The sequence below is a fragment of the Pseudomonas rossensis genome (genome assembly GCF_039888995.1).
Classification (GTDB): Bacteria; Pseudomonadota; Gammaproteobacteria; order Pseudomonadales; family Pseudomonadaceae; genus Aquipseudomonas; species Aquipseudomonas rossensis.
Genome location: NZ_JBBWCB010000084.1, coordinates 1 through 20,537 on the forward strand (window position 1 = coordinate 1; position 20,537 = coordinate 20,537).

Consider the following 20,537-nt stretch of genomic DNA (forward strand, 5'->3'; position numbering starts at 1 on the left):
ATCATCGAGGGTTGTGCGAGCATCAGTTCGATGGCTTTCGGCTGGTCGAGATCGGCTTTGCGTTCGTCGTCGAGCTTGCGGAAGGTCGTGCCTGCACGGTTCAACACCACTTGCCAGCCGTGCTCGTCGCACCATTGGGTCAGGTGTTCACGGTCGATTCCGGCCGCTTTGTAATCATGGAAGTTATAGCTGACAGCGTGTTCATCGAGCCAGGTGCGCGCCTTTTTCATGGTGTCGCAGGCTTTGATGCCGAAAAGGTGCAACGTTTTGCTTGAAACGGTCAAGGAATTGCCCCCTTTGCAGGTGCTGGAAATAAAAGGTGAAGGATTATGCCATGACCGGACGGTTTCGCGTCGGCCGTGGTCGGGTTTGTCCGTTTGTCGTGGCGATCAGCTGTCGCATGCGACATTAGCGCCACGGCCCGCTCGCAGTGTAAGCGGCTAATATGGCACTTCAATGCTGTCGATTGTCTTGAAAACCACGCTTTATGCAAACGGCCAATGCGGCCGCTTGCGTTGAGGGCGCAGGGTTTGAGTGAGACCAACCTGGGCCTGGTCAAATAGCCTGTAGCGAATTAATCGCGACTCTCGGTTGTGTGTTCAGGATAGGGATAGGCCTCGGCCATGAACGCCTTGTCCTTTTCGCTGAGGTCAAAGTTCAGGTAAATCTGGAAGTCACCGTGCGTCCAGGCCTGGTGGATTTCATAGTGCATGATCGACTTTGGGTCATAAGGCGAGTAGTTGACTTCGCTGGTGTCGAGAAGATTGAAATAGCGCTCGTCAACCTCTTTTCGCCTGAAGTCATCCTCACCAGCGTCTTCAGGTACCCAATGATCACTGTAAACCGCTGGCTTGTTCCAGGGAATGTTTGCCTCAGGGTGCAGGTGTTCATGCTCGGCTCCCAATGCATGACCGAACTCGTGCATCACATAGTGGGCGAAGAGCTTAGGTATAAGCATCCAGTCCGAAATCTCCATGGTTGGACCTTCTTCATCAAGTAGCGCGTCGGTACCGATGCTGGACCAGTAGAGTCCTGTACCGGTGCGAATTCGGATATCACCTACTTCGCCTTCGACGAAGTCGAACTTCAGATTGATATGGGGCAACCAGTTACTTGCAGCAGCCTTGACGCCGTCCTTGAAAGCTTGGCTGCCATTTAAAAACGCGATACGCAACGTGCGGCCGGGAGCCCAGAATTTCGTATGTCTGGCGACTGCCCGTTTCTGGCGACCGGAGCTGGAAGTCGGGCGGTTTGCAGGATTCTCGGCGATGGCAGCTTCATAGGAAGCCTGATCATCTTCCGGTTTTCTGGTGAGGCAAGTTGTTGCAGGGTTCATGATTAAGTATCCGTACTTGTATCGGCTGGAATTAATGAGTGTTTGTTTGGGGCGGTAAACCTGGAATATCGAGCGCGTCGGGTTGCGTAGTTGCTCGGGTAGATTAATGAGCTTTGTGGGTTGGGAGAAGTGTGGCAGTTATTAGTTGTATTGCTTGATGTTGAGAGTTCCCAGGGCGTTGCACCCTGCGAACTTTTTTGTATTTGGGTGGTTATTGTTTATTTTGGATAAAGCAGTTTCATCAGTCGTTTGTCTTTTTTGCTGAGCCTGCGATTGATCGGGACTTCCCAGTTGCCCACTGTCAACGTGTTGGGTACGGGGTGGTGCATGATCGATTTTTTATCATAAGAGGTGTAAATCGCATCCAGGGTATTGAAGGGGGCGAACAGGTTTCTGTCCACATCTTCCCGGGACAGCGGATTCATCTCGCGGTTCTGGTAGAACTCATACACCTTCGGTTTGTCCCAGGGAATGTTCGCCTCTGGATGTTGGTGTTCATGCATCGCCCCCAGTGCATGACCGAATTCATGAATCACAATCACCTCGAAGTCTTCATGTTCGGGCTTGACGCCCAGGTTCATGGTTGGCCAGTCGGGATGAATCAACAGCGCGTCGGTGCCCAGCATCGAGCTGTTATCGTTGTTCTTGGTAGCGATCCGAATCTCGCCCTGCAAATCATCGACGAACTCAAACTTGAGATTGATATACGGCAGCCATTGGCTGGCGGCGTCGATGATTTTCTGTTTGTGCTCATCGTTGGGGCCATCGATAAAAGCGATTTTGAGCGTGCGTCCGTTTGCCCAGAGTTTCGAATAATTGATCAGCGAGCGCTTGCGCCGAGTGCCAGTTGCGGAACCTGCGTTTTCAGGGTTCTCGTTAACAGCAACGTCGTAGGATTGTTGATCGTCGGGCCATTGGATGAGGTTGCAGTCTTCGATATTGTTCATTGGCTACTTCTTCCTTGAAGTGAGGTTGTGTGAATGCGCAAGCTAATGCGCTGCATGAGAGTAAGGGGGGACTCTGCAGTTCGGTGAACTTTAATTTCGGCTGAAGTGTTACCGGTTATAAAGTGTGCCCGCACTGCGTTGCACAGTGCGGGCGGGAGACTACTTGTTGCGGGTAATAAACGCGCGAATGCGTTCTGCGGCTTCAATGCATTCGGCCAGCGGAGCCACAAGTGCCATACGCACTCGGCCTGCGCCGGGGTTTGAACCGTTCACTTCGCGAGACAGATAAGACCCAGGAACGACCGTCACATGTTCTTCAACGAACAGATCACGGCAAAACGCTTCATCATCACCGTCAACGTTCGGCCACAGGTAGAAACCGCCGTCCGGGCGTTGTACATCCATGACTGGGCTGAGGATTTCCAGTACCGCATCGTATTTCTCGCGATAAAGCGCGCGGTTGGCCCGCACATGCACTTCGTCATTCCATGCGGCAACGCTGGCCAATTGGGTCTGAACCGGCATCGCGCAGCCGTGGTAGGTGCGGTACAGCAGGAAGCCTTTGAGAATGTCCGCATCACCGGCCACAAAACCCGAGCGCAGGCCCGGCAGGTTGGAGCGCTTGGACAGGCTGTGGAACACCACGCAGCGCTTGAAGTCCTTGCGGCCCAGTTCCACGCAGGCGCTGAGCAGGCCGGCCGGCGGGGTTTGTTCGTCGAAATACAGTTCGCTGTAGCACTCATCGGCGGCGATCACGAAGTCGTATTCGTCCGCCAGGGCAATCAGCTTCTTCAGGGTTTCGACCGGGATCAGTGCGCCGGTCGGGTTGCCCGGCGAGCACAGGAACAGGATCTGGCAGCGTTTCCAGATGTCCGGTGAGACGGCGTCGAAATCCGGGTTGAAGCCGTTTTCATCCAGGCATGGCAGGTAATGCGGCTTGGCACCGGCCAGGAACGCCGCGCCTTCGTAGATCTGGTAGAACGGGTTCGGGCTTATCACCAGTGCATCGTCGCCACGGTTGACCACGGTCTGGGTGAAGGCGAACAGCGCTTCACGAGTGCCGTTGACCGGCAGCACATTGCGCGCCGGGTCGAGCCAGCCGTTTGGAACGCTGAAACGACGTTCGCACCACGCGGCGATGGCTTCACGCAGGGCCGGGATGCCGAGGGTGGTCGGGTACACGGCCATCTGATCCAGATTGCTTGCGAGGGCTTCGGCGACAAAGCTTGGCGAACGGTGTTTCGGCTCGCCAATGGACAGCGCGATGGCACGTTTGTCCGGGTTTGGCGTGACGCTGCCGAGCAGGGCGCGGAGCTTCTCGAACGGGTAGGGCTGCAACTGGTTCAGAGCGTTGTTCATCGGTACGGGGTCTCTTTGAATGTGGGAGCGAGCCTGCTCGCGAAAGCGATGCGTCAGTCAACGTTGATGTTGAAGCTGGCGGCCTCTTCGCGAGCAGGCTCGCTCCCACAGGGAAAGTTGGTTAATTCAGATACTCAGTCGTGACAGTTTGATATCGGGTTCTTGGCTGACACTCAGCTGTTCGACGATTGCATCCTGCAAGCGGCTGCACAGCAATGGGTCGGACAACGGCTGGTTGTTCGCGTCGGTGATGAAGAACACGTCTTCCACGCGCTCGCCCAAGGTGGCGATCTTGGCGTTCTGCAGCGACAAGTCGAATTCCAGGAAGATCGTGCCGATGCGTGCGAGCAGGCCCGGGCGATCGGGCGCGCTGAGTTCCAGCACGGTCACCGGACGCTGGGCGTCGTTGTGGATCGTCACCTGTGGCGCAAACGCGAAATGCTTGAGCTGGCGCGGTACCCGACGCTGAATGATGGTCGGGTAGTCGTCCGGGTTGCGCAGGGCTTCGGTCAGACCGTCGCGAATCTGTTTGACCCGCTCCGGGTTATCGCCAATCGAGTCGCCGTCGGTGTCGAGCACGATGTAGGTGTCGAGGGTGAACTGGCTGCTGGAGGTGATGACCCGGGCGTCGTGAATGTTCAGGTTGAGCTGGTCCATCGCGGCCACGGTCACGGCGAAGAAGTCGTGTTGATCCGGCGCATAGATAAAGATCTGCGTGCCGCCTTCGAACTCGCGCTGGGTGGTTTCCTTGATCAGCACCAACGGCCCGCCGTCGGCCGGCTGCTGGAGGATCGCGTCGCTGTGCCAGGCCACGTCGCCGGCGGTGTGGCGCAGGAAGTAGTCATCACCCAATTGCGCCCACAGCTGCTCGACGTCGTCCGGATCGGTGCCGCCGCGCACCAGAATGTCCAGTGCTGCGCTCTGGGTCTGGCGGATCTGTTCTTCGCGATCGACCGGGTTTTCCAGGCCACGGCGCAAGGCACGCTTGGTCTCGGTGTAGAGCTGGCGCAACAGGCTGGCGCGCCAGGAATTCCACAGCGTCGGGTTGGTGGCGTTGATGTCGGCGACGGTCAGCACGTACAGATAATCGAGGTGGGTTTCGTCGCCGACAGTCTGTGCGAAATCGTGGATGACTTGCGGGTCGGACAAGTCCTTGCGCTGGGCGGTGGTCGACATCACCAGATGGTTCTGCACCAGCCAGACGATCAGGCGGCTATCCCACACTGGCAACTGGTGGCGCTGGCAAAAGGCTTCGGCATCCACCGCGCCAATTTCCGAGTGATCGCCGTGCCGGCCCTTGCCGATGTCGTGGTACAGACCGGCCAGGTAGATCAGCTCGGGTTTGGGCAGTTTGCCCATGAGCTTGCTGGCCAGCGGGAATTTTTCCGACACCTGGGTGTACTGCAACTTACGCAGATGTTTGATCAGGTTCAGGGTGTGAGCATCGACCGTATAGATGTGAAACAGGTCGTGCTGCATCTGCCCGACGATGAAGCCGAACTCCGGCAAGTAGCGCCCGAGGATGCCGTAACGGTTCATCCGTCGCAGGTTGCGATGGATGCCGATCTTGCACTTGAACAGCTCGATAAACAGGCTGGTGTTGCGGATGTCGTTGCGGAAATCGTCGTCGATCAGGTGGCGATTTTCTCGCAGCAGACGAATGGTGTCGGCGCGCACGCCTTTGATTTCCGGCTGCTGGGCCATCAGTACGAAGATTTCCAGCATGGCGAACGGAGTTCGGCGGAACACGTTGTCGTTGCGCGCCTCGATGTAACCGTCGTGCAGCTGGAATCGCGAGTTGATCGGCTGCGGCGGCGCTTCGTCTTCCGGCGCGAGAATGACTTCCTCGAAGTGCTGGATGATCAGGTCGCTGAGCTGGGCAATGCTCATGACCACCCGGTAATACTGCTGCATGAAGTTTTCGATGGCTTGCTTGGCGTCATCGCCTTTGAAGCCCAGCAGCCCGGCGATGGTGCGCTGGTGATCAAACAGCAAGCGGTCTTCGGAACGGCCGGCGAGCATGTGCAGGGCGTAACGAACCTTCCACAGGAACTCCTGGGAGGAGGCCAGCAGCGCGTTTTCGCTCTCAACCAGGAAACCTTCGCCGGCCAGGGCCCGCAGGTTCAGGGTGCCGTACTCGCGACGGGCCACCCACAGAATCGTCTGAATATCCCGTAGGCCGCCGGGAGAGCCTTTGACGTTGGGTTCCAGGTTGTATTCGGTGTCGTTGTATTTGTGGTGACGGGCCTTCTGCTCGGCGCGTTTGGCCAGGAAGAAGTCCTTGCTCGGCCACATGTGCGCGGTGCTGGTGACGTCCAGCATGCGCTGGCGCAAGCGCTCGGGGCCGCAGATGGTACGGCTTTCCATCAGGTTGGTGACGACCGTCAGGTCGGCGCGGGCCTCCTGGACGCATTCGTCCACCGAGCGAACGCTCTGGCCCACTTCAAGGCCGATGTCCCACAACAGCGTCAGAAAACGCTCGATGGAATCTCGGAAAACTTCGTGATCGGCGCTGTCCAGCAGGATCAGCAAATCGATGTCGGAATAAGGGTGCAGCTCACCGCGACCGTAGCCGCCGACCGCCACCAGCGCGATGTCGGCTTCGGAACTCAAGCTGAACTGCTCCCAGGCCTTTTGCAGGATGTTATCGACGAACCAGGCGCGATCCTCAATCAACCGGCGAATGTCGCGGCCGCTGCGGAAGCGCTCGTCGAGCACCTCGCGGGCCTGGCGAATCGCCTTCTTGAAGGCCGCGATCGGGCTTGCCTTCAGGGCCAGTTCAGCCTGGAACTGGCCACGGTCGAAGAGTTCGGGATCCACCTGCGGCATCGATTGGCTTTCCTGTCTATAAGGCTGAGGAGCTGCGCGCCCGGATCAGGCCGAAACGCGCGCGATGGTGTCGTCGGCGCGCAGGGTGAAGATCTCGTAACCGGTTTCGGTTACCAGCAGGGTGTGTTCCCACTGTGCCGACAGCTTGCGGTCCTTGGTGATCGCGGTCCAGCCGTCGCCCAGTACCTTGGTGTCGGCTTTGCCCTGGTTGATCATCGGCTCGATGGTGAAGGTCATGCCGGCTTTCAGTTCCATGCCGGTGCCAGCGCGGCCGTAGTGCAAGATCTGCGGCTCTTCGTGGAACACCTTGCCGATGCCGTGACCACAGAATTCGCGAACCACGGAAAAACCGTTCTTTTCAGCGTGCTTCTGGATGACTTCACCGATGTCGCCCAAGCGGCAGCCGGGTTTGACGATTTCGATGGCCTTGTACATGCATTCCTGGGTGATTTGCGACAGGCGCTCGGCCCAGATCGGCACGGTGCCGACGTGGAACATGCGACTGGTGTCGCCGTGGTAGCCGTCCTTGATGACGGTGACGTCGATGTTCAGCGTATCGCCATCCTTCAATGGCTTCTCGTTCGGAATGCCGTGGCAGACCACGTGATTGATCGAGGTGCAGATCGACTTCGGGAAACCCTTGTAGTTGAGCGGGGCAGGGATGGCTTTCTGCTCGTTGACGATGTAGTCGTGGCAGATGCGGTCCAGTTCTTCAGTGGTAATGCCCGGCTTGACATGTTCGGCAATCATTTCCAGCACATCGGCGGCCAGTTTGCCGGCGATGCGCATTTTTGCGATGTCCTCTGGGGTTTTGAGGGTGACGGTCATACAGGCTCTCTCTGCGCTCGATGGCGCCTTCTAAAACGGAATGGGCGTTGCGCGGTCGATCTTCGCGGCCCTGAAAAACGCGATTCTAACAGACGAGCAGCGCAAATCTGAGCCTCTGTGCATCGCTTCTCCTTATAGAATGGCGCATTCTTGGAGGATTCCAAGGGGCGGAACCAAAGCACGCGCCAGGATTTAACAATCCGGGTTCCGTTTTTTTCAGCCTTGTGATATAAAATGCGCCGCTTTCCGGGGATCCCCTGAAAAGCCTAAATCCACACACGTGTCGACACGATGACCTGGGTGCCTTCAGCTGATGCTGCTGGTTGGTCATTGGGATACGTGGAGGCCAAACCCGACTTATTAAGGAACTATCATGTCCCAAGTCAACATGCGCGATATGCTGAAGGCCGGTGTGCACTTCGGTCACCAGACCCGTTACTGGAACCCGAAAATGGGTAAATACATTTTCGGCGCGCGTAACAAGATCCACATCATCAACCTTGAAAAAACCCTGCCAATGTTCAACGAAGCTCTGACTTTCGTAGAGCGTCTGGCACAGGGCAAAAACAAGATTCTGTTCGTCGGCACCAAGCGTTCCGCTGGCAAGATCGTTGCTGAAGAAGCAGCACGTTGCGGTTCGCCGTACGTCGATCACCGCTGGTTGGGCGGCATGCTGACCAACTTCAAAACCATCCGTGCTTCCATCAAGCGTCTGCGTGACCTTGAAGTGCAAGCCGAAGACGGTACTTTCGCCAAGCTGACCAAGAAAGAAGCGCTGATGCGCACTCGCGATCTTGAGAAGCTCGATCGTTCCCTGGGTGGTATCAAGGACATGGGCGGTCTGCCAGACGCTCTGTTCGTTATCGACGTTGATCACGAGCGCATCGCGATCACCGAAGCCAACAAGCTGGGCATCCCGGTTATCGGCGTAGTCGATACCAACAGCAGCCCGGAAGGCGTTGACTACATCATCCCAGGCAACGATGACGCAATCCGCGCTATCCAGCTGTACATGGGTTCGATGGCTGACGCTGTTATCCGCGGTCGCAACCACGTTGCTGGCGGCACCGAGCAGTTCGTTGAAGAAGCTCCGGTAGCAGCAGCTGAGTAATTGACGCCTTGGCGTTGACTCAGTAAGCAAAAAGGGGGCTTGGCCCCCTTTTTGCCACCTCGAAAACCGTTTGTCGGCAGCGCAGTTACAGCCTTTGTAACCTGCAGCAACCAGCAAGGGTGGTTCGGGAAGAATTGATCGCCCGTTCGATCGGGTGGAATGGTTGAAAACCTATCCAAGAGGAATTTTGAAATGGCAGAGATTACTGCAGCGTTGGTCAAAGAACTGCGCGAGCGTACTGGCGAAGGCATGATGGACTGCAAAAAGGCCTTGACCAAGGCTGGCGGCGACATCGAAAAAGCCATTGATGACATGCGTGCTTCGGGCGCCATCAAGGCTGCCAAGAAAGCTGGCAACGTTGCCGCTGAAGGCGCGATCGCTCTCAAGGAAGACGGTAAATCCGCCGTTCTGCTGGAAGTGAACTCGCAGACCGACTTCCTGGCTCTGCAGGACGACTTCAAGGCATTTGTTGCTTCCAGCGTTGAAAAAGCGTTCGCTGACAAACTGACTGATGTCGCTCCGCTGATCGAAGCTCAAGAAGCCGATCGCCTGGTTCTGGTCGGCAAGGTTGGCGAAAACGTCAACATCCGTCGCCTGGCTCGCGTTGAAGGTGACGTTGTTGGTGGTTACCTGCACGGCAACAAGATCGGTGTTGTGGTTGCCCTTAAAGGCGGCAGCGTTGAGCTGGCCAAAGACATCGCCATGCACGTAGCGGCGACTAACCCTGAATTCCTGCTGCCATCGGAAGTTTCCGCTGAAGCGGTCGAACGCGAGAAAGGCGTGTTCCTGACCCTCAACGCTGACAAGATCGCCGGCAAGCCGGAAAACATCGTTGAAAATATGGTCAAAGGCCGTATCAGCAAGTTCCTGGCTGAAGCGAGTCTGGTTGAACAGGCGTTCGTCAAGAACCCTGAAATCAAGGTCGGCGAACTGGCGAAGAAAGCCGGTGCTGAAATCGTTTCCTTCACCTACTTCAAAGTAGGCGATGGCATCGAGAAACCGGTCGACAACTTCGCTGAAGAAGTTGCTGCCCAGCTGGCTGCCGCCAAGCAATAAGACGGTTTTTATAACTGTCGCCCTGAAGAGGCTGCCCGCTTACGCGCGCAGCCTCTTTTCAGATGGGGCACCAATTTTTAATTGGTTTCCCTTTGGAACTGGCTTACAAAGCCATGTTCCGATGGCGCTGAAACAGCGCCAAGCTAGAGTGAACGCCAGCTGTAAACAGCTCGCAAAGAATTTTTAAAATACGCCGCAGGAGAGATTCGCAATGGCTCAGCAGGGCAGTGGTTATCAGGCTCGCTATAAACGCATTCTACTCAAGCTTAGCGGCGAGGCCCTGATGGGCTCGGAAGAGTTCGGGATCGATCCGAAAGTTCTGGATCGCATGGCGCTGGAAGTCGGCCAACTGGTCGGCATCGGTGTTCAGGTCGGTCTGGTGATCGGCGGCGGTAACCTGTTCCGCGGTGCAGCGCTGAGCGCGGCCGGCATGGATCGGGTCACCGGTGACCACATGGGCATGCTGGCCACTGTGATGAACGCCCTGGCCATGCGCGATGCGCTGGAACGTGCCAATATCTCGGCCATCGTGATGTCGGCCATTTCCATGGTTGGCGTAACCGATCACTATGATCGCCGCAAAGCCATGCGCCACTTGAACGCCAAGGAAGTCGTGATTTTCGCGGCCGGTACCGGCAATCCGTTCTTCACCACGGATTCGGCAGCGTGCTTGCGTGCAATCGAAATCGATGCCGATGTCGTGCTCAAGGCGACCAAGGTCGATGGCGTCTACACCGCTGACCCATTCAAAGACCCGCATGCCGAGAAGTTCGATCATCTGACTTACGATGAAGTGCTGGATCGCAAGCTGGGCGTGATGGATCTGACCGCCATTTGCCTGTGCCGCGACCACAAGATGCCGTTGCGCGTATTTAACATGAACAAGCCCGGCGCCCTGCTGAACATCGTGCATGGCGGCGCTGAAGGGACCCTGATCGAGGAAGGCCAACAATGATCAACGAAATCAAGAAAGACGCTAAAGAGCGTATGCAGAAATCCGTCGAGTCGCTAATGCACAACTTCGGCCGTATTCGTACTGGTCAGGCGCATCCAAGCATTCTGGAAGGTGTGATGGTGCCGTATTACGGTTCCGACACTCCGATCAAGCAGGTGGCGAACATCACCGTCAAAGACGCCCGTACCCTGCAAGTCGTTGCCTTTGAGCGCAACATGCTGGGCGCCGTCGACAAGGCCATCGGTAGCGCGGGTCTGAACCTCAACCCGACCAACCTGGGTGAATTGCTGCTGATCTCCATGCCGGCCCTGACCGAAGAAACCCGTAAGGGCTTCACCAAGCAGGCTCGCGATGTCGCTGAAGATGCCCGTGTTGCGGTGCGCAATATCCGTCGTGATGCGAACAGCTCGCTGAAGGATCTGGTCAAGGAAAAGGAAATCAGCGAAGACGAAGAACGTCGCGCCACTGGCGAGATCGATGATCTGACCAAAAAATACGTGGCTGAAATCGACGCGAATTTGGCGCAGAAAGAAAAAGACCTGATGGCCGTATAAGGGTCGCGTTTGAATGGATAAGACCAAGCAGACTGCGCCGTTCGCGGTGCCGCGCCATGTCGCGATCATCATGGATGGTAATAATCGTTGGGCGAAAAAGCGCTTTATGCCGGGTGTCGCCGGTCATAAAGCGGGTGTGGATGCCGTTCGCGCGGTGATTGAGGTGTGTGCCGAGGCCAAGGTTGAAGTATTGACCCTGTTCGCCTTCTCCAGCGAAAACTGGCAGCGCCCGGCCGACGAGGTCAGTGCCTTGATGGATCTGTTCTTCAAGGCATTGCGTCGCGAGGCCAAGCGCCTGAACGAAAACAACATCAGTCTGCGCATCATTGGCGACCGTTCGCGCTTTCATCCAGAGCTTCAAGCTGCCATGCGTGAAGCTGAAGCAATGACGGCGGGCGCCAATCGCTTCGTTCTACAGATCGCAGCCAACTACGGCGGTCAGTGGGACATCGCGCAGGCCGCACAGCGGCTGGCGCGGGAAGTTCAGGCCGGGCACCTGCGTCCGGAAGACATTACCCCGGAACTGCTGCAAACCTGTCTGGCTACCGGCGATTTGCCGTTGCCGGACTTGTGCATCCGTACCGGTGGCGAGCATCGCATCAGTAACTTCCTGCTGTGGCAACTGGCTTACGCCGAGTTGTACTTCTCCGACCTGTTCTGGCCGGACTTCAAACACGATGCCATGCGTACTGCGTTGGCCGATTTTGCTTCTCGGCAACGCCGCTTCGGTAAAACGAGCGAGCAGGTCGAGGCTGGAGCCCGGGTTTAATGCTTAAACAACGATTCATCACCGCGTTGATCCTGCTGCCGATTGCCCTGTGCGGGTTTTTCCTGCTCGAAGGCACCGGTTTTGCGCTGTTCATCGGGCTGGTCGTGACCCTCGGTGCATGGGAGTGGGCTCGCCTGGCAGGCTTCACTGAGCAGCCGATCCGCGTTGCCTATGCGGCTGTTGTCGCGTTGATGCTGTTTGTCATGCATATCCTGCCTGGGCTCGCGCCTTGGGTGTTGGGCGCTTCGGTGCTTTGGTGGAGCGTTGCAACCTATCTGGTGCTGACTTATCCGCGCTCCAGCGAACTTTGGTCCAGTGCTGCCTGCAAGCTGGTGATCGGTCTGCTGATCCTGCTGCCCGCCTGGCAAGGTCTGGTTCAGATCAAGCAGGAGCCTTTGGGCAACTGGTTGATCATGGCGGTGATGGTGCTGGTCTGGGGTGCTGATATCGGTGCTTACTTCTCCGGTCGTGCCTTTGGCAAGCGCAAGCTGGCGCCACAGGTCAGTCCCGGCAAAAGCTGGGAGGGCGTCTATGGCGGCCTCGCGGTGAGTCTGGTCATTACTGTCATTGTCGGTCTGGTTCGAGACTGGACGGTGGCGCAGCTGTTCAAAGGTCTGATTGGTGCAGCCATCATCGTGTTTATCTCGGTGGTAGGTGATCTCACCGAAAGCATGTTCAAGCGTCAGTCCGGGATCAAGGACAGCAGTAATCTGCTGCCGGGTCACGGCGGCGTGCTGGACCGAATCGACAGCCTGACTGCAGCGATTCCAGTGTTTGCTGTGCTGCTGTGGATGGCGGCACCGTGAGCCGCCCGCAGCAGATTACCGTCCTGGGGGCGACCGGTTCGATTGGTCTGAGCACGCTTGATGTCATCGCTCGCCATCCCGAGCGTTATCAGGTTTTCGCCTTGAGCGGTTTCACCCGTCTGAGCGAGCTGTTGGCGCTGTGTGTTCGTCATACGCCGCGGTTCGCCGTGGTGCCTGAGGCGGGTGCTGCCCGAGGCTTGCAGGACGACCTGCGCGCCGCAGGCCTCCCGACCCGCGTGCTGGTGGGTGAGGAAGGCCTGTGTCAGGTTGCTTCCGATCCTGAGGTCGATGCGGTCATGGCGGCCATCGTTGGTGCTGCGGGCTTGCGACCGACCCTGGCGGCGGTCGAAGCCGGCAAGAAAATCCTCCTGGCCAACAAAGAAGCACTGGTGATGTCCGGTGCGCTGTTCATGCAGGCGGTGCGCAAGAGTGGTTCGGTGTTGCTGCCGATCGACAGTGAGCACAACGCGATTTTCCAGTGCATGCCACAGGATTTTGCTCGTGGGCTGGGTGCCGTCGGGGTGCGTCGGATTTTACTCACGGCCTCTGGCGGTCCGTTCCGACAGACACCTATGGCTGAACTGGTGCATGTTTCCCCTGAGCAAGCGTGTGCCCACCCGAACTGGTCCATGGGGCGCAAGATTTCGGTGGATTCGGCCAGCATGATGAACAAGGGGCTGGAGCTGATCGAAGCTTGCTGGTTGTTTGATGCCAAGCCGTCCCAGGTCGAAGTGGTGATTCATCCTCAAAGCGTGATTCATTCGCTGGTCGATTACATCGACGGTTCGGTATTGGCCCAGTTAGGTAACCCTGACATGCGCACGCCGATCGCCAACGCGCTGGCCTGGCCGGAGCGAATCGACTCGGGTGTTGCGCCGCTGGACCTGTTTGCAATTGCGCGCCTGGACTTCCAGGTGCCTGATGAAGAGCGATTCCCGTGTCTGCGCCTTGCGCGTCAGGCGGCTGAATCCGGCAATAGCGCGCCGGCCATGCTAAATGCGGCGAATGAAGTGGCGGTCGCGGCCTTTCTCGACGGGCGGGTTCGCTACCCGGAAATCGCGAGTATCATCGAAGAAGTATTGAATCTCGAGCCCGTGGTTGCGGTTGACGATCTCGAGGCAGTGTTCACGGCCGACGCGAAAGCGCGAGTACTGGCCGAACAATGGTTGAGTCGTCACGGGCGGTAAGTGCTGCAATACGTTGACCCATGCGGCACTGGACAGGATTGCGGAGAAAGTAGATGAGCGCGCTCTATATGATTGTCGGCACCCTGGTGGCTTTGGGTGTGCTGGTCACCTTCCACGAATTCGGCCATTTTTGGGTCGCACGTCGCTGTGGGGTCAAAGTGCTGCGTTTCTCCGTGGGCTTCGGTATGCCGTTGCTGCGCTGGCACGACAAGAAAGGCACTGAGTTCGTCGTCGCCGCGATTCCGCTGGGCGGTTACGTGAAAATGCTCGACGAGCGCGAAGGCGAAGTGCCGGCCGATCAGCTTGATCAATCCTTCAACCGCAAATCCGTCCGCCAGCGTATCGCTATCGTATCGGCGGGTCCGATTGCCAACTTTTTACTGGCGATGATTTTTTTCTGGGTGCTCGCCATGCTCGGCAGCGAGCAAGTGCGCCCGGTCATTGGTGCAGTCGAATCCGGCAGTATCGCCGCCAAGGCTGGTTTGAGCGCGGGCCAGGAAATCATTGCCATCGATGGCGAGCCAACTTCCGGCTGGGCCGCGGTGAACCTGCAGTTGGTCCGTCGTCTTGGGGAGAGCGGTTCCCTGCAGTTGCTGGTCCGTGATCAGGGTTCCACAGTGGATTCGGCCCGTGAGCTGATGCTGGATAAATGGCTCAAGGGTGCCGATGAGCCGGATCCGATTCGTTCGCTGGGTTTGCGCCCTTGGCGTCCGGCGCTGCCACCGGTCCTGGCCGAACTTGACCCGAAAGGCCCGGCACAGGCTGCTGGCCTGAAGACCGGTGACCGACTGTTGGCTCTGGACGGCAAGTCGCTTGATGACTGGCAGCAGGTGGTGGACACGGTCCGTATGCACCCTGATACCAAAATCATGCTGCGCGTCGAGCGTGACGGTGCTCAAATCGACGTCCCTGTGACGCTGGCCGCTCGCGGCGAGAAGAAGGCACCCAGTGGTTATCTGGGGGCTGGGGTGAAGGCAGTTGATTGGCCGCCAGAGATGATTCGCGAAGTTAGTTATGGTCCTGTGGCAGCGATTGGGGAGGGTGCTCGACGCACCTGGACCATGAGCGTACTGACCCTCGATTCGCTCAAGAAAATGTTGTTCGGTGAGCTCTCGGTAAAAAACTTGAGTGGACCGATAACCATTGCTAAAGTGGCGGGCGCTTCTGCCCAGTCGGGCGTCGCTGATTTCCTGAATTTCCTTGCTTATCTGAGTATTAGCTTGGGAGTTCTGAATTTGTTGCCCATTCCTGTACTGGATGGGGGGCATTTGTTGTTTTATCTGATCGAGTGGGCGCGTGGTCGCCCCTTGTCGGATCGGGTGCAGGGTTGGGGGATACAGATCGGTATCAGTTTGGTGATCGGGGTGATGTTGCTTGCTCTTGTCAATGATCTGGGTCGACTGTAACGCTTCGCTGAATTGCGAATCTGCCGCATTTTGCGGCAGTTTGTTTATTGCCAGTTGGAATAAGAAAGGACTTCATGAAACGTCTGCTGCTAACTGCGGTTCTCACCGTATTGATGATCGCCGAAGTTCACGCCGAGTCCTTCACTATCTCTGATATTCGCGTCAATGGCCTCCAGCGGGTCTCCGCGGGTAGCGTCTTTGGTGCTTTGCCGTTGAACGTCGGTGAACAGGCGGATGATCGTCGCCTGGTGGAATCCACTCGTGCGTTGTTCAAAACCGGTTTCTTTCAAGATATCCAGCTGGGCCGCGATGGCAACGTCCTGGTCATCACGGTAGTCGAACGCCCGTCGGTCGCCAGTATCGAGATCGAGGGTAACAAGGCGATCTCCACTGAAGACCTGATGAAAGGCCTCAAACAATCCGGTCTGGCCGAAGGCGAGATCTTCCAGCGCGCCACCCTCGAAGGTGTGCGTAACGAGCTGCAGCGCCAATATGTCGCTCAGGGTCGCTACTCGGCTACCGTCGACACTGAAGTGGTGCCGCAGCCGCGTAACCGCGTTGCGTTGAAGGTCAATATCAACGAAGGCACCGTTGCTGCTATCCAGCACATCAACGTGGTGGGTAACACCGTCTTCCCTGATGAAGACCTGATCGACCTGTTTGAACTCAAGACCACCAACTGGCTGTCGTTCTTCAAGAACGATGACAAGTATGCTCGTGAAAAACTTTCCGGTGACCTGGAGCGTCTGCGCTCCTACTACCTGGACCGTGGCTATATCAACATGGATATCGCTTCGACCCAGGTGTCCATCACTCCGGACAAGAAGCACGTCTATATCACCGTCAACGTCAATGAAGGCGAGAAGTACACCGTCCGTGACGTCAAGCTCAGCGGCGACCTGAAAGTCCCTGAAGACCAGGTCAAGTCTCTGCTGCTGGTCCAGAAAGGCCAGGTGTTCTCGCGCAAGTTGATGACCACCACGTCCGAACTGATCACCCGCCGTCTGGGTAACGAGGGTTACACCTTTGCCAACGTCAATGGCGTGCCTCAGCCTCACGATGAAGACCACACCGTCGACATCACGTTCGCCGTCGATCCGGGCAAGCGTGCTTACGTGAACCGCATCAACTTCCGTGGCAACACCAAGTCCGAAGACGAAGTGCTGCGCCGTGAAATGCGTCAGATGGAAGGCGGCTGGGCTTCGACTTACCTGATCGACCAATCCAAGACTCGTCTTGAGCGTCTGGGCTTCTTCAAGGAAGTGAACGTCGAAACACCGGCCGTGCCGGGCGTCGACGACCAGGTAGATGTGAACTACAGCGTTGAAGAACAGGCCTCTGGTTCGATTACCGCCAGCGTTGGTTTTGCCCAGAGCGCCGGTCTGATCCTCGGTGGTTCGATTACCCAGAACAACTTCCTGGGTACGGGTAACAAGGTCAGCATCGGCTTGACTCGCAGTGAATACCAGAGCCGTTATAACTTCGGTTATGTCGACCCGTACTGGACTGCTGATGGCGTGAGCCTGGGTTACAACGCGTTCTACCGCACTACCGACTATGACGACCTTGACGTCGATGTGGCCAGCTATGCCGTAGACAGCCTGGGTGCAGGCGTGAGTGTCGGTTATCCGATCAGCGAGACTTCGCGTCTGACCTTCGGCCTGACCGCGCAACAAGACAAGATCAAGACCGGTCAGTACACCGTTGACGAGATCTTCGACTTCGTTAACAAGGAAGGCGACAACTACCTGAACTTCAAGGCTTCGGCCGGCTGGTCCGAATCCACACTGAACAAAGGCGTATTGGCGACCCGTGGTCATTCCCAAAGCCTGACACTGGAAACCACCACGCCTGGCAGCGACCTGTCGTTCTTCAAGCTTGATTACCGTGGCCAGTTGTTCCAGCCATTGTCTGAAAACTACACCATGCGCCTGCACACCGAACTGGGCTATGGCGATGGTTATGGTTCTACCGATGGCTTGCCGTTCTATGAAAACTACTATGCTGGTGGTTTCAACTCGGTTCGTGGCTTCAAGGACAGCACCCTCGGTCCTCGCAGCACCCCAAGTCGCGGTGCGGCTGTGACGGGTAACACCGGTACGCTCGCTGACCCGGACCAGGACCCGCTGCCGTTCGGTGGTAACGTTTTGATCCAGGGTGGTGTCGAGGTTCTGTTCCCCCTGCCATTCGTCAAGGATCAGCGTTCCCTGCGCACTTCCGTATTCTGGGATGTGGGTAACGTATTCGACTCCAAGTGCGAAAAAACGACGAACGCAAATGTCGGTTCAACTGCTCAAACAGCGTGTAACGACATCAGCCTGAGCAACATGGCCAGCTCCGTCGGTGTAGGCGTGACCTGGGTTACCGCACTGGGTCCTCTGAGCTTCGCATTGGCCATGCCGATCAAGAAACCGGATGAAGCTGAGACTCAAGTGTTCCAATTCTCCCTCGGCCAGACGTTCTAAGCGTCTGACCCAAGATAACGACAATGGATTTTGTAGGAGTGCATCGTGCGTAAGTTGACTCAATTGGTTCTCCTGGCGACCGTACTGGTAGCAGGTCCGGCTTTTGCCGACATGAAAATCGCCGTTCTGAACTATCAGATGGCTCTGCTGGAATCCGATGCGGCCAAGAAGTACGCCGTTGATGCCGAGAAGAAGTTCGGCCCACAGCTGACCAAACTCAAGACTCTGGAAAGCAGTGCCAAAGGCATCCAGGACCGTCTGATGGCCGGCGGCGACAAGATGCAGCAAGGTGAGCGTGAACGCCTGGAACTCGAGTTCAAGCAAAAGGCCCGCGACTTCCAGTTCCAGTCCAAGGAACTGAACGAAGCCAAAGCCGTTGCCGACCGTGAAATGCTGAAACAGCTCAAGCCGAAACTGGACAGCGCTGTGGAAGAAGTCATCAAGAAAGGTGCTTTTGACCTGGTCTTCGAGCGTGGCGCAGTGATTGATGTCAAACCTCAGTACGACATCACTCGCCAGGTTATCGAGCGCATGAATCAGCTGAAGTAACCATGACAGCGACTATAAAGCTCGGCCAATTGGCCGAGTTCCTCGGCGCCACACTGCGTGGCGACCCGGAGAAAGAAATTACTGGGCTAGCCACTTTGCAAGAGGCTGGCCCAGCTCAGTTGAGCTTTCTCGCAAACCCCCAATACCGTAAATACCTGGCTGACAGCCGGGCCGCAGCCCTGTTGCTGAAGGCCGCTGACGCTGAAGGTTTTGCAGGTAATTCGCTGGTCGTGCCTGATCCGTATCTGGCCTACGCGCGGATTTCCCATCTGTTCGATCCCAAGCCAAAGGCCGCTGTCGGTGTTCATTCGACAGCCGTTGTGGCAGCGGATGCAGTGGTCGATCCAGCGGCGAGCATTGGTGCTTTTGCGGTGATCGAAAGCTGCGCACGTATTGCTGCGGGTGTGACCGTTGGCGCGCACTGCTTCATTGGTGCCCGCTGCGAGATTGGCGAGGGCGGCTGGCTGGCCCCGCGAGTCACGCTGTACCACGATGTTCGCATCGGTAAACGGGTGGTGATTCAATCGGGTGCCGTACTCGGTGGCGAAGGTTTCGGTTTTGCCAACGAGAAAGGTGTCTGGCAGAAGATCGCTCAGATCGGTGGTGTGCTGGTCGGTGACGACGTGGAGATTGGCGTGAATACCGCTATCGATCGCGGTGCACTGGCCGATACCGTTCTGGGTAACGGGGTGAAACTCGACAACCAGATTCAGATCGCCCACAACGTCCAGGTCGGTGATCACACCGCCATGGCCGCGTGCGTGGGGATCTCCGGCAGCACCAAAATCGGCAAGCATTGCATGCTCGCCGGTGGCGTAGGGCTGGTGGGGCATATCGAAATTTGCGACAACGTTTTTATCACCGGGATGACCATGGTGACCCACTCGATTACCGAAAAGGGTTCCTATTCTTCCGGTACGGCCATGCAACCGGCAGCCGAATGGCGCAAAAGCGCGGCCCGTATCCGTCAGCTCGATGACATCGCGCGGCGTCTGCGACAGCTGGAAAAGCGTGTTGGGGAAGTGACCCCTGACGGTAATGCTTCATCAGATGGCTGATACCATTTCCATATCAAGTGTGCACAGCCGCTAGACTGCCTCCTTGATTTGCTAGAGGGGTGCGCGTCAGTCGCGCCTCCCAATCTTTACATAGGCTTCCCCCCGAAATGATGGACATCAACGAGATTCGCGAATACCTGCCTCACCGTTACCCGTTCCTGCTGGTGGACCGGGTCGTGGATCTGGATGTGGAAGGCAAGCGCATTCGCGCCTACAAGAATGTCAGCATCAACGAACCGTTCTTCAATGGTCACTTCCCTGCGCATCCAATCATGCCGGGTGTGTTGATCATCGAAGCGATGGCTCAGGCTGCCGGCATCCTTGGCTTCAAAATGCTCGACGTGAAGCCTGCCGACGGCACGCTCTACTACTTCGTCGGCTCCGACAAGCTGCGTTTTCGCCAGCCCGTCACCCCAGGCGATCAGTTGATCCTCGAAGCCCGCTTCATCAGCTGCAAGCGTCAGATCTGGAAGTTCGAGTGCCAGGCTTCGGTCGATGGCAAGCCAGTCTGCTCTGCTGAAATCATCTGCGCGGAACGCAAACTATGAGTTTGATTGACCCTCGCGCAATCATCGATCCGACGGCTATCCTGGCCGACGGCGTCGAGGTCGGCCCTTGGTCGATCATCGGTGCAGGTGTGGAAATCGGCGAGGGGACAGTGATCGGGCCGCATGTGATTCTCAAAGGCCCGACCCGAATCGGAAAGCACAACCGCATCTACCAGTTTTCTTCGGTAGGTGAGGACACTCCCGATCTGAAATACAAGGGTGAAGAAACCCGGCTGGTCATCGGTGACCACAACGTCATCCGGGAAGGCGTGACGATTCACCGTGGGACCGTTCAGGACCGTTCTGAAACAACCCTGGGCGATCACAATCTGATCATGGCCTATGCCCACATCGGCCACGACAGCGTCATCGGCAACCACTGCATCCTGGTCAATAACACCGCGTTGGCGGGCCATGTGCACGTTGAAGACTGGGCGATCCTGTCCGGTTTTACCCTGGTTCACCAGTATTGCCATATCGGCGCCCACAGCTTTTCCGGTATGGGCACCGCCATCGGCAAGGACGTCCCGGCGTACGTTACGGTGTTCGGCAACCCGGCCGAAGCCCGCAGCATGAACTTCGAAGGCATGCGTCGTCGCGGTTTCAGCGAAGATGCGATCCACGCGCTGCGTCGTGCCTACAAGGTGGTTTACCGCCAGGGGCTGACGGTCGAACAGGCGCTCGCCGAGCTGGCTGAACCGTCGGCCCAGTTTCCGGAAGTCGCGGTGTTCCGTGATTCCATCCAGTCTTCGACCCGCGGCATCACTCGTTAAT

At 57.2% G+C, this 20,537-nt stretch carries 19 protein-coding genes; 13 read left to right on the forward strand and 6 right to left on the reverse strand.

Annotation, left to right across the window (positions count from 1 at the left end; genetic code table 11):
• From WLY71_RS20430 to map, 6 genes are all read right to left on the reverse strand, one after another.
• Positions 1 to 230, reverse strand: a 230-nt coding sequence (locus WLY71_RS20430; RefSeq protein WP_347804996.1) for an ArsC/Spx/MgsR family protein, incomplete at its 3' end; no start/stop codon positions are given.
• 344 nt (positions 231 to 574) lie between these two features.
• Positions 575 to 1,336, reverse strand: a complete 762-nt coding sequence (locus WLY71_RS20435; RefSeq protein WP_347804982.1) for a zinc metalloprotease — start codon at positions 1,334 to 1,336, stop codon at positions 575 to 577.
• A 218-nt stretch (positions 1,337 to 1,554) separates the two neighbouring features.
• Positions 1,555 to 2,283, reverse strand: coding sequence for a M12 family metallopeptidase (locus WLY71_RS20440; RefSeq protein WP_347804983.1), 729 nt, complete (start codon positions 2,281 to 2,283; stop codon positions 1,555 to 1,557).
• A 159-nt stretch (positions 2,284 to 2,442) separates the two neighbouring features.
• Positions 2,443 to 3,642, reverse strand: coding sequence for a succinyldiaminopimelate transaminase (dapC, locus tag WLY71_RS20445; RefSeq protein WP_347804984.1), 1,200 nt, complete (start codon positions 3,640 to 3,642; stop codon positions 2,443 to 2,445).
• Positions 3,643 to 3,768: 126 nt separating this feature from the next.
• Positions 3,769 to 6,471 carry a [protein-PII] uridylyltransferase gene (locus WLY71_RS20450; RefSeq protein ID WP_347804985.1) on the reverse strand — a complete coding sequence of 901 codons (2,703 nt, stop codon included), beginning with the start codon at positions 6,469 to 6,471 and terminating at the stop codon, positions 3,769 to 3,771.
• Between the two features lie 45 nt (positions 6,472 to 6,516).
• Positions 6,517 to 7,299, reverse strand: a complete 783-nt coding sequence (gene map / locus WLY71_RS20455; RefSeq protein WP_347804986.1) for a type I methionyl aminopeptidase — start codon at positions 7,297 to 7,299, stop codon at positions 6,517 to 6,519.
• 373 nt (positions 7,300 to 7,672) lie between these two features.
• On the opposite strand from map, the gene rpsB reads away from it, so the two are divergent.
• The 13 genes from rpsB to lpxA all read left to right on the forward strand — a co-directional run bounded on the left by rpsB (position 7,673) and on the right by lpxA (position 20,536).
• On the forward strand, positions 7,673 to 8,410 hold the full coding sequence (gene rpsB, locus WLY71_RS20460) for a 30S ribosomal protein S2 (protein WP_003219330.1): 738 nt from the start codon (positions 7,673 to 7,675) through the stop codon (positions 8,408 to 8,410).
• A 192-nt stretch (positions 8,411 to 8,602) separates the two neighbouring features.
• Positions 8,603 to 9,466: a translation elongation factor Ts gene (gene tsf, locus WLY71_RS20465; RefSeq protein ID WP_150709957.1), complete on the forward strand. Its 864-nt coding sequence runs from the start codon at positions 8,603 to 8,605 to the stop codon at positions 9,464 to 9,466.
• Between the two features lie 211 nt (positions 9,467 to 9,677).
• Positions 9,678 to 10,421 carry a UMP kinase gene (gene pyrH, locus WLY71_RS20470; RefSeq protein ID WP_003172271.1) on the forward strand — a complete coding sequence of 248 codons (744 nt, stop codon included), beginning with the start codon at positions 9,678 to 9,680 and terminating at the stop codon, positions 10,419 to 10,421.
• Positions 10,418 to 10,975, forward strand: a complete 558-nt coding sequence (gene frr / locus WLY71_RS20475; RefSeq protein ID WP_347804987.1) for a ribosome recycling factor — start codon at positions 10,418 to 10,420, stop codon at positions 10,973 to 10,975. Before pyrH ends, frr begins: the two co-directional genes overlap by 4 nt.
• A gap of 13 nt (positions 10,976 to 10,988) precedes the next feature.
• Positions 10,989 to 11,744, forward strand: a complete 756-nt coding sequence (gene uppS, locus WLY71_RS20480) for a polyprenyl diphosphate synthase (protein WP_347804988.1) — start codon at positions 10,989 to 10,991, stop codon at positions 11,742 to 11,744.
• Complete coding sequence (locus WLY71_RS20485; protein ID WP_347804989.1) at positions 11,744 to 12,550, forward strand: phosphatidate cytidylyltransferase; 807 nt, start codon at positions 11,744 to 11,746, stop codon at positions 12,548 to 12,550. The genes uppS and WLY71_RS20485 overlap by 1 nt, the downstream gene beginning before the upstream one ends.
• The gene (gene ispC / locus WLY71_RS20490) at positions 12,547 to 13,737 is read left to right on the forward strand and encodes a 1-deoxy-D-xylulose-5-phosphate reductoisomerase (RefSeq protein ID WP_347804990.1); all 1,191 of its coding nucleotides are present in this window, start codon (positions 12,547 to 12,549) and stop codon (positions 13,735 to 13,737) included. Before WLY71_RS20485 ends, ispC begins: the two co-directional genes overlap by 4 nt.
• Positions 13,738 to 13,790: 53 nt before the next feature.
• The gene (rseP, locus tag WLY71_RS20495) at positions 13,791 to 15,143 is read left to right on the forward strand and encodes a sigma E protease regulator RseP (protein ID WP_347804991.1); all 1,353 of its coding nucleotides are present in this window, start codon (positions 13,791 to 13,793) and stop codon (positions 15,141 to 15,143) included.
• Positions 15,144 to 15,217: 74 nt separating this feature from the next.
• Positions 15,218 to 17,608 (forward strand): outer membrane protein assembly factor BamA, encoded by a 2,391-nt coding sequence (gene bamA / locus WLY71_RS20500; protein WP_347804992.1) that lies wholly within the window; start codon positions 15,218 to 15,220, stop codon positions 17,606 to 17,608.
• 45 nt (positions 17,609 to 17,653) lie between these two features.
• Positions 17,654 to 18,157 carry an OmpH/Skp family outer membrane protein gene (locus WLY71_RS20505; protein ID WP_008028980.1) on the forward strand — a complete coding sequence of 168 codons (504 nt, stop codon included), beginning with the start codon at positions 17,654 to 17,656 and terminating at the stop codon, positions 18,155 to 18,157.
• 2 nt (positions 18,158 to 18,159) lie between these two features.
• Entirely contained in the window at positions 18,160 to 19,215 is a 1,056-nt protein-coding gene (lpxD, locus tag WLY71_RS20510) for a UDP-3-O-(3-hydroxymyristoyl)glucosamine N-acyltransferase (protein WP_347804993.1), read from the forward strand.
• A 107-nt stretch (positions 19,216 to 19,322) separates the two neighbouring features.
• Positions 19,323 to 19,763, forward strand: coding sequence for a 3-hydroxyacyl-ACP dehydratase FabZ (gene fabZ / locus WLY71_RS20515; protein ID WP_008154051.1), 441 nt, complete (start codon positions 19,323 to 19,325; stop codon positions 19,761 to 19,763).
• Positions 19,760 to 20,536 (forward strand): acyl-ACP--UDP-N-acetylglucosamine O-acyltransferase, encoded by a 777-nt coding sequence (gene lpxA, locus WLY71_RS20520; RefSeq protein ID WP_282482280.1) that lies wholly within the window; start codon positions 19,760 to 19,762, stop codon positions 20,534 to 20,536. Before fabZ ends, lpxA begins: the two co-directional genes overlap by 4 nt.
• The last annotated feature ends 1 nt before the right edge of the window (position 20,537 follow it).